Consider the following 12,733-nt stretch of genomic DNA (forward strand, 5'->3'; position numbering starts at 1 on the left):
TATCATGTAACGCACATAACGTTATTTTAAAAATTTTTTCAAAATCGATAAATTCTCTTCAAGAAATAAAGCGTTTTTTTCCATACCACGCCGTTTACACCACCCGATACTATTGAATGCATCTGTAAATCGATAAAATGGCAAAACAACTTCTAAATCAATTAATGGTCTTACACTGTTATAGCCCTCTTGATAAGCATGATACAAAGCCGAATCGTATCGTAAAAAATCACGATACAATTTAGTAAAATCAATTTCTGTTGCGCCAAAACGTACGGATTCAAAATCGATGGTGCCTGACACATTATGACCATCAACAATTATATTTGCTGGACGAAAATCCATATGTATAAAGCTTGGTCCATCTGGGGCTGGGAGCTGTTGCTTCATTTTTTCAAAATTTTCAATGGCTTGTATGTATAAGCGTTTATCTAATACATCTTTTACATCGTCAGCAAAACTATAAAATTGTCGTTGTACAAAACTAGACCATTCGGGAAATTCATTTTGAATACCTGATAGTTTTTGTGCTGGCGGCTGAATTGTATGCATGGAAGCTTGAAGGACCCCAACTTGAAACGCTACTGTTCGTGAAGCCTTCGTTATTAGTGGTTTCCCTTTTAATTCGGATAATAAAAATGCCCCAGTACATTCCTCATCACCTGCCCAATAATCTAACATTTCTGGAATGGCTACCTTCCCTTTTAAAATTTCATAAGCTTCTAGCTCACGCTGACACTTTAATTTTGAAAAAGGAATTTTCAAAAAAACATTTTCTCCATTAAACAATGTACATTTAAAGACTGTTGAACTATGGGAATCTTCCACCTCATTAACGGATCGTACTTGCAATCTAAATTGTTCAAAAACACGATTTAACATAGATAACCTTCCTATTCTTTAAGTATGCGTTTAATATTGCCGAAAGATTTGCGCTAGTAATATGGATAAAAACAGAAATTTTAGTGGGAAATTCGGTAACAAAGGTGAAGGAGTTAGATAAGAAACGACACAAATAAACGACATCATCGCTGATATATCTCTGAACAAACCAACTTTTTGGCATTAAAGGACGCAATTGAGGCGTAAGAGCAGGCAAACGGAAAAGGTTTTGCTGCAATGGCTAACGAGGTAAGAAAGCTTGCAGAAGTAGTGAAATTTAGTGTCAATGACATTACAAGCATTGTCAGCTCTGTGCAACAAGAATCTGCCGAAGTTGCCTCATAACTAGAAGTCAGTTATAAAACAATTTAAAATGGTTCCTCTCAAATTAAAGAAACAGCCAAAACCTTTAATTTAATTGCAAAACTTATAGAAGACATAACAATGAAAGTTGTTATTAAATCTAGCGAATCCAGTACACATCTTTTTTTGTTCATCAGGAGGTATCGGCGATTCTGGCTGTTTTATCGGCGATTTCTTCTGACTTACCTGCGATTCACACGGTTTTACCGGCGATTTCTCGTTCGTTATTGACCCCAAGGCTGTTCGCCATATCTTTTAAGCGCTACAACTTCACCTTCATTATTTTTCAATCGATTATAAACATACTTAATTTTGTATTCGTTGTATTTTTCTAATTCGAGTTTATCGTAATACTTCTTCGATAAAGACAACTCGCGATTATCAATTAACAAATAGTGTTCGCCATTTCTTTCTATAATGCTTTGTTCATTAAGTTGATAGGTGCTTTCGATTTGTACATCATTAATAGTGTAAAAACCCACTACAATCAGTCCTACAAAGATGACTAAGAAAAAGATTGTGAATATTTTACTTCTACTCATGTGCCTCCACCCCCCATTAACTTTTGTAGTTAATACGTTTACGTTTCAACACATGACTAAGTTTCAAAAAATAACCAACCGTTTACAATTATTAAGTAGCACACCCAATCATTACCCAATCAAAATTGACCTATAGAGTTCGTTTTGTCTCTCCGTCAATTAAATTAACATGAACATTAAATGATGTTCCACTTTCAATATGTTTAAGGACGCCTGATAAATCGAGTAATTCCTTTAAATGAATTGATTTTTCTCGATTTGCTTCAATTGTTATACTATATGGGCCAGCTACATTCATAAGTGACTCCATTCGTATTCCATCTTCCATGAAATAAGAATCTAAAAATTCTAATTCAAATGACACTGCTTTATTGCTTTTATTATGTAATACAAGGTTACATTCCCCAGTTATTAAGTCTTCACTAACATTTTCAAAATTACACTTGCCATTCCCATCGTATGAAATTGCCATAATGCCACTCGCTAATGTTTCTTGGTAAGTCATAATGAGGAACTTCGGTAAAATTGTATATATTATTACGACGATTACTATAGTTCGGAAATGATATTTCTTCATGCCTATAACAAGTAAAATAATCGCAATTAGAAACATAGCTGAACCTATAATTCCAAGCACAATATATCCATCTTGATTGCGAGTAGGAAATGACATGAATGTAGAATAAGCATCTAACATTACATTGTTCGGAAACGGAAAATATAAGTACATGCATATACCTAAAATAACAATTGAACAAATAAGTGCGACTTTATTTCTTATCATTTTATCCTCTCCTTTTAAGACGTCTTATTATGAAAAACAATCGCTCTCTTTTGCCTTTATTCATTTTTAATTCTTCCTTGTACTATCGGCTATTTTAGAGATTTTATGGGCGATTTCCTTTAGACTGAAACATTATCCTTGTATTTCAATTTAAAGCCAACCTCCCTTTAAGAGATATACTGGAACTATAAATCTCTTAACACCTTCAAATTACGAATAACCAATTCACGGGGATCGATATTTATCGTTGTCCAATCTTTATATTCTTCAGGTATTGAAACTTCTTCTAAATTGCTATTTTCTTTTGCTATAACTGTCATTTCATTTATATAGTTCTTTAATCTTTCAATATCTCCTTTTGTTCCAATTGTTCCGTGACCAGGAATCGCTTTTTGAATAGGCAAGTTACTGACTTCATTTAAAATATTTTCCCATTGTGTTGGATTGGAATACGGGAAAAATGATGGATGCATACCGACAAATAGAAGGTCAGCCATAAAAACGATTCCGTCTTCAGGTATATAAAGAAAAGAATCACAAGGTGAATGACCGCCACCAAGCGTCATTATTTTAGCAGTACGTTTCGTTCCGAAAATAGTAAACTCATTAGTAAACGTAAATTGTGGCAAGACTAATTCTAGGTCAGGGAGTGAGATTGCGAGCTCTTTTAAAAAATTTATTTCATTCTTTTTCTGCAAATCAGTAAAACTTTCACGTTGTTCTGAAAGGGATTCTATATATTTTTTCAAACCATCTATATCAGCTTTCTGTTCAGCAATTCTTTCTGGATGATTTTCCTTCATTTGTTGTAGTGATATTTGACTAGATACGATATTACAATCTTTAAATACTTGGTTTCCTCTAATATGGTCGCCATGGAAATGACTATTAATTACCCATGTGACAGGTCGATTCGTCATTTTTTCAGCTATATTTCTTAGATCTACAGCGGCTTGTTGTGTATTAAACGTATCAAACACAATTGTTTTGTTCCCTAAATCGATGAAACCAGAATTTCCAACAGATCCACTCCCATCTTTAGCAATTGCTGCGTAAATACCTTCACTTACTTGTTCAAGATTAAAATGTTTTGAATAATATTCAGTCATGAAATATTCCTCCCTATTATTTGCTCATGCATTCGCTGACTAAAGAAAAAAGAGCTGCCTATGCAACTCAAAGTATCTTGTTCGCTCAGGAGTGTCGATCATCTGTAAATATTTTAAGTTTCCGAATAATCAGCACTAAGTTGATTACCACTTAAAATGAAAGGAAATCCCATTACAATCTATTCAGCCAATCATTCACCTTGCATTTTTCTTTTATTTTACCATAAAGTACCTTTAACAAAAGGAGATAAGGGCTCTTCTTTGGATCAGAGTAAAGCCCTTCTCGAATTATTCATGATTTTTGTTACTTTTAAAGGAAACTTGATCTGCACAAATAATAAAGTCAATTAACCCCATTTCGCTATTTTGAAGCAGGACGTGGAACTCGTAATTGTCATTTACTTTATATACTTCGTTATACAACCACCATGAATCTTCCAATAAACCATCTTGTTTTATGATTTGATAATTTTCAAAGGTTACTTCCTCTATATCTGTAAAACCACCTGAATTATCAAGGTGTAATGTTAATGACCTGTCATGCTGCACAGATTTTATAATCGTACAATCATGAAATCCAAAGTTTTCAACTATGTCTTTTTCAAATGAACTAGAAGCTCCTTTGAAATATTTTCTATATTCGGCACTTGTTGCGGTAACTGACCTTTCATTTTCCTCAGACAATTTAGTTACCTCGTTTATAACTGTACGAGTTGCTTTATATAAAGCAAAAACTCGTATATCAGCTATCTGATTTAAAATCGTTTCTGGTAATTCATTTTTTAAACGATGTTTATTATAGATGAAACCATCATGAAATTGTTTAATGGCCAAATTTTTATTAAAAAGTTCATATTCGTTTTGATCATCATCGTTTGATTCCAATATAGAAGAAATTTCTTCTTGTAAATCAAGCCAGCTGTTTAACTCGTTATTGTAGAGTTGTTGAAAATATTCTTCCGAAAACGTTTCAGCTTGTTTGTCTTCCTCTAAATTCAAATGAAAACTTGTTTTTTGACACAGTTCATACCATTCTTTAGTAAAATATTTCATAGAATCTCGCCTCTCTCTAATGAAATACGGGCAGATTTATAAGCAATTTACAATTTTCTAATGTACTTATAATTCTTTTTCACATTTTATCATTATAAATTTTATAGGAGGTTTATTTTCCGCATGTTTGCTTGGCTCGTCAATTTCTGAAAACGCTACTAGCCCATATTGTTCAAATTCTTGTTTTATGGAGTCTGCATCATAAAAAAACATGTTGACGCCTTCCATTACCTCAAAGTAGTCTTTATCTAATTGTTTGCCCTTTCCAAACATAGGGGCATTTTGTGAAACTGTTGTAAAAATCATATACCCATTTGGCTTTAGCTGATTATAGCAATCTTGAATAAACTTCTCTCGCTCATGTTTATTCAATAGATGAATAAGAGCATAGCAAAATATACCGTCATAAAGTTTATTATCAAAAGGCATATCAGTTACGGAACCATGAAAAATATTAATATCAATCCCATTTTGTCTTGCCAAGTCAATCGCTGTTTGTGAAATCTCGATACCGGTTACATCGATTCCATTGTCAGTAAAAACCTTTGCATTTCTACCGTATCCAATACCAGGTATCAATATATCTTTAACATTTCTTTCAAGGAAAAAATCCTTTACTACGATTGCTGAGTCTGTCGGTTCAAATCCCCACATTGTTTGTTTTTCTATAAAACTTGATTCCCAAAATTCTGTCATATCGTATCTCCTAGCTAGTTTAATTTTGTAAAATTAAGTTTCTCTTAGCTATCACATTAATTCAACTAATTAGCTTTGCTTTATCGTACTCGCTAAGGTCCCTTCCCAGTATTTTTCTTGTTTAGAAGAGTAACTATTCATATGTATTTAAATAGGCCAATTGAAGCCTTGTTGTAACTGCGCAATAAAATGTTCAAACTCATCCAACCCTTCTTCTCTCCCAATGCTATTGATAATACTAATTATCGGTATAGTCATAGCAAGAATTATCGTAATAATCGATACAATCACTAATTTCTTTTTTACTATACTCAATATTACAGCACCCAATGTTGCTAGTATAAATGTGTAATAAATAATCCAAACTCAATTAGGAAGAGTCTCCCAATACATTTTCCCACCTCATCAATCAGTTAAGTTTAAGTCTGAATTTAAAACGTTTTGTCTTGTAAATATACTTAAGTTGAGATACAGTCCAAAGTACAAATAACGCTGCACTTACAGTGAAAAATACAATTGGGAATGCATAAAACCAATCTGGAAAATAGCGATTTACAATATAATATTCCCCTGCTTTAAATCCTTCAGTTACATAAAAGAATGTAGTGAGCAAATTCTCTTTATTATCCGCATTTAACGGAAACACATATTTAGCCTCTTTAAAATCCAAATTTAAATATTGAACATCATGGATGCCACCTTTTTTGTCAAAAATCGCAATGCTTTCTGACGTATGAAATTGTTCATTAATGGCTTCCAGCGTATGTTCGATGTTTTTAATATCATTGTCGCTAAGGTTTTTTCCATTAAACTCACTAATAAAGTTATTACGAGCTTCTCTATAGTTCAATTTAGCAGAATCAGCCAAATTAATACTTATTAATCCCAAAACTAAAAACAGCATGAAACCCCAGAATAAACGCTTCGTTTTCTTATTTAAGCCAATAAATTTCATATTCTTCCCTCCGCTTTTACACTATTCAAACAACGAAACCCTTAGATCGATACCATAACAATGTACAAGCATAGCTTGTAATTGTCCTCTGTGATGGTAAATATGCGCAACGATTTCTAACAGCCATTCATAGCGTGAGTATGTTACACCCCAAAAAGAGGTCACTTCCTCCTGAAGTTCATCTTCTGTATAATGCATAAATTTATCTTCTAAAAAATGATAATTTTTTATTAACCCCTCTTTCATGTCAGCTAAGTTGTTATAGGAGACACTAGCATAATATTCATTCATCTTGTCTTTTGAATACCCGTCTGCAATAAGGGCATCCGCTTCACAAATCATTGCAATATGCTCTAATAATTCGCCAATGGAATGCTTATTCGGTGTTGGCCTTTGATGCAAGTCTTGCTCTGCTAACTTTTCTATCATTTGAACAATTGACGTTACAGCGACTTTGATTTGATGTAGTGCGCTCTTACAATAAATATTCATCTAATCTCCCTTAACTCTTAACACCATTGTCATAGATGTTCCGGATACTTCATATTCCTCAAAACCTAATTTTTTATAAATATGAATTGCATGGCTATTTTCAAGATCTACACTTAAAGAAATGGATTTATAGCCTTCATTAATTGCTTGATCAATTATTGCCTTCATCAGCAACGTTCCTATTCCTTTTTTCCTAACTTCTTCAGCTACAGCTATTCCTAATTCAGGCGTATGCCTATCTACAAAGCCATATCCCTTATTACTTTCGTTAAACAAGCGATACCAAACAGCACCCACAGGCTGGTTTTCCTTATTTAGTGCAATTAGTGCTGAGTCTCCCTCTCTACCCCAGCTTTCATGATATTTTTTAATATGAATTGAGTTGATTAAATCCTCTTTTTTAGGTTTGTTCTCAACAATATGGATCGATTCATAAAGCATATCGGTTAAAAAATCCAATTCATTTTTTTCAACATTTCTAATTGTGACCATGAATATTTCACCCCTGATATTTTTTATATTTTATTTACTTCTATTTATAATGGCTGTTTTCCTTTTATAAATGGAAGAAGGGTTAACTTAGAACATTTATAAAAATTCATCAGCATATATATATTGCATTACGTACTAAAAAAATTTATTATATCGGGGGGATTTTTTATGTCATTATCCAAAACAAATATTTGTATTTGGAAGCCATTTTCAACATCACCACCACCGTTTACTTCAGCTGCTCAGGCAGCATTGAACATGCTTATATACAAAACAGATTAAGAATCTGCGAGATATAAGCTGTTTCGCAGATTCGAAGGAGTAAACGATGAAATCTAAAATTCAGTTTATTTTATCAATGATCATTTTCGGTACAATCGGTTTAGTTGTTCGAAAAATTGATCTTGCTTCGAGCGAAAGAGCTTTACTAAGCAGTTTTATAGGTTGCTTATTTTTGACGGTACTCTTCTTTATTATGAAGAAAAAAATATCATGGTATTTAGTGAAGTCGAATGCTTCCATATTGCTTTTCTCCTGTATTGCATTAGGTGGAAATTGGATTTTTCTTTACCAATCCTATGACCATACGACAATTGCCAACGCGACACTCGGCTATTACTTTGCACCAGTGTTTGTAATGCTCCTATGCCCAATTATCCTTAAAGAACAATTGTCATTTAAAAAAGTAGTTTGTATTATTGTCGCTATTATGGGATTACTTTTGATTGTAGGTGAAGGTCTGAGTGCCTCTAAAACGGATGATCTCCTCGGACTTTTTTATGGATTAATTGCCGCTGCATTTTATGCTACATTATTGCTATTAAATAAATTTATTAAAGAGATGGAAAAACTGGAGCTGACAATTATTCAGCTCGGTACAACTGCTATTCTCCTTATGCCATATGTTTTCTTAACTTCTGGCTTTAGAATGTTTAGTGTAGCGAGTTCTTCCATTCCTTTTATTTTAATTTTAGGAATCTTTAATACGGGGATTGGGTTTTGGTTATTCTTTGCTGGCATGGAGAAACTGAAAGGGCAAAGTATCGCGATGTTAAGCTATGTTGATCCATTTGTAGCCATATTAGTTTCGGCTTTAATACTGCAAGAGCAAATGACAGTGCTTCAAATGCTTGGTGGTACGTTCCTGTTAGCCTCAACATTTGTTAGCGAAATAAAATCTCTTAAATTTTTAAAACATTAAATATCGTCCTACACAGTGGGAAGTATTTATTCCCACTGTTTTTTATTATGAATTACCAAAGTAAATCATTTAAAAATGTAAGAATATCTTTGTTCACTTCATTTTTGTCTATACCCAATGTCATTAAATGTTTAGAGTTCGGATACCCTTTCATTGTTTTATGCTGCGTCCCGACGTTTTGAAAAATTACATTTGCACTGTCTTTATACAACGGATCATCTAATGCCCCATATAAAATACGGATTGGTGACGTTACAAGTGCTAATTTATCCATCGTTTTTTGAATGAGGTGTTGAAACTCAACTAATGAATCGATTGACATATTTTGCAATCGCGTTATTTCTACGTTTATTTGGCCTTCATTTTTTCCCTCGAGCTGTTTATAACCTTTTGCATAATGAAAGACACGCTTGTGTAGAAAAGCAGCTTCCCTACGTATTGGCACTGACATTGTCACAACACCAGTTACCTCCAGCTCTTGCGCAACTTTTAATGCAAGTACACCACCAAGAGAAAGGCCAACAACGGCTATTTTTTCATAGCCTTTCCCCTTCAACAACTGGTAACCGTCTAGTACATCCTGCCACCAATTTGTCGGTCTGTATGTGAGCAGCTCTTCTGCTGTTAAGCCATGTCCCCTATATAAGGGTGCATAGCAAGTATAATTGTGCTGTTGCAAATACTTCCCTAAATTTTTCATATCAATTGTATTGCTTGTAAAAGAGTGTAATAGTAAAACAGCCTTATCGCCACCTTTATAGAAAAAGGGCTTAGGGGGTACTATTTTCATCATTTGAATACCTCACTGACGTTGACTTTCATTAATTACATTAGAGTATAACATCTAATGTTGATTTAACGACATGGTGAAATGAAAAAGGGGAATTTCCCTCTTTAAATAGGAGATTCCCTTTTCGTATTGATGTTACTTCTTCGGCTGTAAATCCTCAATGGAGTCTATATCCATATATTCTGGAACGACAAATCCATTTTTTGTTCCTTTTAAGTTCTCCCCTAAATCATCGAAGTCATCTTTATATTTTTCATAAAATGAGCTATGTGTTGTTGGTAACCAAGCAGCTACTGTTGCATCAGCTACCCCTGTAGCGATTGCTTGAAACATAATGGCAGGATCTACTGGTGTAATTGTGACAGTGTAGCCGAGTTCTTCAAATACTGCCTGTAGTACACTACTTGAAGCTCTTTCTGAATCCCACGGAGTAGATGCTAATTCAATTTCTTTTCCGTCTACTTTTTTCGCATCTTTTGTCCATTCATTTACCTTGTCTTGGTTTTCTTCTATCCATTTGTCTGCTGCGTCTTCAAATGAACTTGTTTGTGCTTCAAACATAACAGCTTCCATATCTTCTGGTTCCCAATAAAATCTATCCAGTATTGTATACGCATCAGGTAAGTCTTTTTCCAAGTCCTTACGTGCAAGTGTATTAATATTTTCCGATCCACCTAATGTCCCTTGAGGATCTTCTAAAAATTTCAAATCATAAGATGAAAACATCCAATGTGGTGTCCATCCGGTAATAATAATTGGATCTTCATTTCGAATAGCCTGCTCTAATGAGCCTAACATCCCTGGTGTTGAACTTTGTTCAAGTTCCCAGCCTTTTAAGTTTTCATATTTCTCTATCGTTTTTTCTGCAAGCTCAGTCAACCCAGCTCCTGGTTCAATCCCTATAATTTTATAGTCAACTTGCTCCCCTATACTTGGTGTATTTCCTGTTGAGTTGCCATCGTCTTTTTTGCTATCTCCATCACCACACCCCGTTAAAAGTAGCATAGTGGCTAACCCTAAAGTGATTCCTACTGATTTCAATTTCATCTTCTTTTCGTCCCCCTAGTTCAAAACATAGAGTTTCAGCGTCTTCCTAAGAAACCCTTTATTTAAAATTTTTTGCTTAGCTACCAAAAGTAACAACTTGATTTTAACAACAGGTTGTTACTTTTGTCAAACGACTCCCTTACTAGACATACCCATTTTTACACATTCACTAACATAATTATTTATAAAAAGAGCGTTTTAAATGGCGCTCAGTTCTATATTCTAAAATAATAAAATTAGTAAATTTATAAAGAGCGTTTTCCATGGTATATTTCCATAATTTATTTAATAAATGAATTGAATGAATTAAAATTAAGGTAAAAGTTGGAGGGGAAGATTATTGGTGAGGAGAAGTGATGAGTGGAAAGATTTGAATAGAAATTTAATAGCAAATATATTTTTATTTATGGGAAGCATTTTGCTCATACTAAAATTACTATTTGTAATGGGGTATTTTAACGAGAGTCGAGTAAACTACGTTACTTATATTGATGTATACCTGTTTTTCATTTTCATTGGTGTCGTCTTGAAGTCAATAGGAAAGAAGAAAGCGAAATAACCTGGATTTACCTGTAAATATGTGATTAGAAATATAATTAATATAGATAAGCACTCATCAATATTCGAAAAGTAAAACAAAGGACTTGAGAAATAGTCTTTCTCATACCTATGAAGTTATCCTGTAGGAAAACGGCATCCTCCCTTATGCACGCTGCTTTAAGTGTAACCTTTATTATCTTTCATGAAAGCAAGTGTCTTTTTAAACAATTTTGGTTGAATCTCTGAATAAGTTAGGTTTTTAGGGAGGGTATCAAATAGTTTAACTTCACAGATTTCTGATATTGGCATTTGGCCAATTATCTTTACCTTTGCAAGGTATAGCCTTCCAAATATCTTATTAACGGAATCATCCATTGAATAGTCGCAAATCGGAACTATATCGACTGCTTCACACCCAGTCTCTTCAAATAATTCTCTTTTAGCAGTTTCAATAATGATTTCCCCAGGCTCTCTGTGACCTCCAGGAATTTCCCACGACATTCGTTCTTTCTGTCTTACGTAAAGCCACTTCCCCTTATAAATAGCACTTATTACTGCAAATTTTAAATCATTTTCATTAACAGATCCTAAATCATAATATTGAATTCTCATTTTTCCACCTCAAATTTTATCGTTACTATTCTTCACATAATCCTTTACACTATTGAATTATCCTTTAAATTTCTCAGTCCGCCAACCACAATTGCAACACCAAACGTCATTAAAAAAGAGCTTTTTAAATGGTTATTTAGCAACGATGACCAGTCCTGATTTATCCAAATCGGCATCAGAAGTTTTACCCTCTTTCTATAAATATTTGCATAAGGTTTTTCGCTATCCCCTTGTACAAATTTTCCTACCCCTTCCCATTGTGCTATAGTCATACTACAAAACCATTGTTTAGGAAGAAAATTTTCTTCTTCATCTTCAAAATAGGTATTGGATAGGTTCAATTGTTTTGCATCATAGTTAGTTAATGGTTTAGAAAGAATAAGACTTTTATTTAAAGTATCTTTCGCATTTTTTATTTCAAAATAATCCATTTCTTCACCTCTTAGCATAGCCAAACTCGTTTAATTAATAATGCGCTCCTATTTAAAACGTTTAACAATCTCTTCTCGTGAATACTCATCGAGCCAATCGCCGTATTTTTCATATAAAGGTAAAACGGTTTCCTTATTCGTTGCGATGACCTCGCATCCTCTATCATAAATAAAAAAGACCACATTTTTAGTGATATTTATAAAAAATACATCTGGATAGTTTGCAACTGAACGGAATTTTGGTTTTAAAGGGAAATCTTCATTACACGCTGCTTTAATAAGTAATGGATATTTAATATCTTGTTTGCGGCACTTTAAAGAAAAGCGCGATGTATAATAATCATCTGTCGCCTCATCATTAAATACATTTGGCAACGTTTCTTGACTTAAACGAAGTTTTATATCTTTATTTTTTAAATAGTGATTATAAACATTTATTCTATTCATTTTGTAAGACTTGTGCTGATAAACATTTGTAACAAGAAAAATTTCATCTGAATCAGAGAAAAGTTCGTTGAAAATAGACAATGCCTGACTATACACACAATCAAACATCTCGTAATTGAGACTACCATCGTCTTTAAATTGATACATTCCAGCTCCTAATTCAAAGTGAATACCTATGTCCCATTGATGATAAAGACTAGGCACTAACGTAAGCCCTGGAAATGTACTAGTTAAATATTGACCTAAATCTATTGTTGTCCACTCCATTCTTTTTATTGTTTTTTAACGCACCATTAG

16 protein-coding genes are annotated in these 12,733 nt (G+C 33.5%); 1 reads left to right on the forward strand and 15 read right to left on the reverse strand.

All coding sequences use genetic code 11. From position 1 onward, the window contains the following. Positions 1-21 precede the first annotated feature (21 nt). The 10 genes from ACIP9C_RS03460 to ACIP9C_RS03505 form a co-directional block, all read right to left on the reverse strand. Positions 22-882, reverse strand: coding sequence for a phosphotransferase family protein (locus ACIP9C_RS03460; RefSeq protein WP_401008645.1), 861 nt, complete (start codon positions 880-882; stop codon positions 22-24). Between the two features lie 587 nt (positions 883-1,469). After that, positions 1,470-1,787, reverse strand: a complete 318-nt coding sequence (locus tag ACIP9C_RS03465; protein ID WP_401008647.1) for a hypothetical protein — start codon at positions 1,785-1,787, stop codon at positions 1,470-1,472. A gap of 130 nt (positions 1,788-1,917) precedes the next feature. Next, complete coding sequence (locus ACIP9C_RS03470; protein ID WP_401008648.1) at positions 1,918-2,571, reverse strand: hypothetical protein; 654 nt, start codon at positions 2,569-2,571, stop codon at positions 1,918-1,920. Between the two features lie 185 nt (positions 2,572-2,756). Continuing rightward, complete coding sequence (locus ACIP9C_RS03475) at positions 2,757-3,680, reverse strand: MBL fold metallo-hydrolase (RefSeq protein WP_401008650.1); 924 nt, start codon at positions 3,678-3,680, stop codon at positions 2,757-2,759. Between the two features lie 288 nt (positions 3,681-3,968). Further along, positions 3,969-4,733: a DUF4085 family protein gene (locus tag ACIP9C_RS03480; protein ID WP_401008652.1), complete on the reverse strand. Its 765-nt coding sequence runs from the start codon at positions 4,731-4,733 to the stop codon at positions 3,969-3,971. A 66-nt stretch (positions 4,734-4,799) separates the two neighbouring features. Continuing rightward, on the reverse strand, positions 4,800-5,429 hold the full coding sequence (locus ACIP9C_RS03485; protein WP_401008654.1) for a class I SAM-dependent methyltransferase: 630 nt from the start codon (positions 5,427-5,429) through the stop codon (positions 4,800-4,802). Positions 5,430-5,576: 147 nt separating this feature from the next. Then, on the reverse strand, positions 5,577-5,744 hold the full coding sequence (locus tag ACIP9C_RS03490; protein WP_401008655.1) for a hypothetical protein: 168 nt from the start codon (positions 5,742-5,744) through the stop codon (positions 5,577-5,579). 94 nt (positions 5,745-5,838) lie between these two features. Continuing rightward, complete coding sequence (locus ACIP9C_RS03495) at positions 5,839-6,384, reverse strand: hypothetical protein (RefSeq protein WP_401008657.1); 546 nt, start codon at positions 6,382-6,384, stop codon at positions 5,839-5,841. Between the two features lie 21 nt (positions 6,385-6,405). Then, positions 6,406-6,876: a DinB family protein gene (locus tag ACIP9C_RS03500; protein ID WP_401008659.1), complete on the reverse strand. Its 471-nt coding sequence runs from the start codon at positions 6,874-6,876 to the stop codon at positions 6,406-6,408. After that, positions 6,877-7,368 carry a GNAT family N-acetyltransferase gene (locus ACIP9C_RS03505; RefSeq protein ID WP_401008660.1) on the reverse strand — a complete coding sequence of 164 codons (492 nt, stop codon included), beginning with the start codon at positions 7,366-7,368 and terminating at the stop codon, positions 6,877-6,879. It lies immediately after the preceding gene. 328 nt (positions 7,369-7,696) lie between these two features. Between ACIP9C_RS03505 and ACIP9C_RS03510 the strand changes: the two genes are divergently transcribed. Then, on the forward strand, positions 7,697-8,569 hold the full coding sequence (locus ACIP9C_RS03510) for a DMT family transporter (RefSeq protein WP_401008661.1): 873 nt from the start codon (positions 7,697-7,699) through the stop codon (positions 8,567-8,569). Positions 8,570-8,621: 52 nt separating this feature from the next. Here the strand turns inward: ACIP9C_RS03510 and ACIP9C_RS03515 are convergent, their stop codons facing one another. The 5 genes from ACIP9C_RS03515 to ACIP9C_RS03535 form a co-directional block, all read right to left on the reverse strand. Then, entirely contained in the window at positions 8,622-9,362 is a 741-nt protein-coding gene (locus tag ACIP9C_RS03515; protein ID WP_401008663.1) for an alpha/beta hydrolase, read from the reverse strand. A 132-nt stretch (positions 9,363-9,494) separates the two neighbouring features. Next, positions 9,495-10,406, reverse strand: a complete 912-nt coding sequence (locus ACIP9C_RS03520; protein ID WP_401008665.1) for a glycine betaine ABC transporter substrate-binding protein — start codon at positions 10,404-10,406, stop codon at positions 9,495-9,497. Between the two features lie 717 nt (positions 10,407-11,123). Continuing rightward, positions 11,124-11,558: an NUDIX hydrolase gene (locus ACIP9C_RS03525; RefSeq protein ID WP_401008667.1), complete on the reverse strand. Its 435-nt coding sequence runs from the start codon at positions 11,556-11,558 to the stop codon at positions 11,124-11,126. Positions 11,559-11,602: 44 nt separating this feature from the next. After that, the gene (locus ACIP9C_RS03530) at positions 11,603-11,989 is read right to left on the reverse strand and encodes a hypothetical protein (protein ID WP_401008669.1); all 387 of its coding nucleotides are present in this window, start codon (positions 11,987-11,989) and stop codon (positions 11,603-11,605) included. A gap of 48 nt (positions 11,990-12,037) precedes the next feature. Beyond that, entirely contained in the window at positions 12,038-12,703 is a 666-nt protein-coding gene (locus tag ACIP9C_RS03535; RefSeq protein ID WP_401008671.1) for a DUF3885 domain-containing protein, read from the reverse strand. Positions 12,704-12,733 lie beyond the last annotated feature (30 nt).

Source organism: Lysinibacillus sp. NPDC093210 (genome assembly GCF_044753985.1).
In the GTDB taxonomy this organism is placed as follows: Bacteria; Bacillota; Bacilli; order Bacillales_A; family Planococcaceae; genus Lysinibacillus.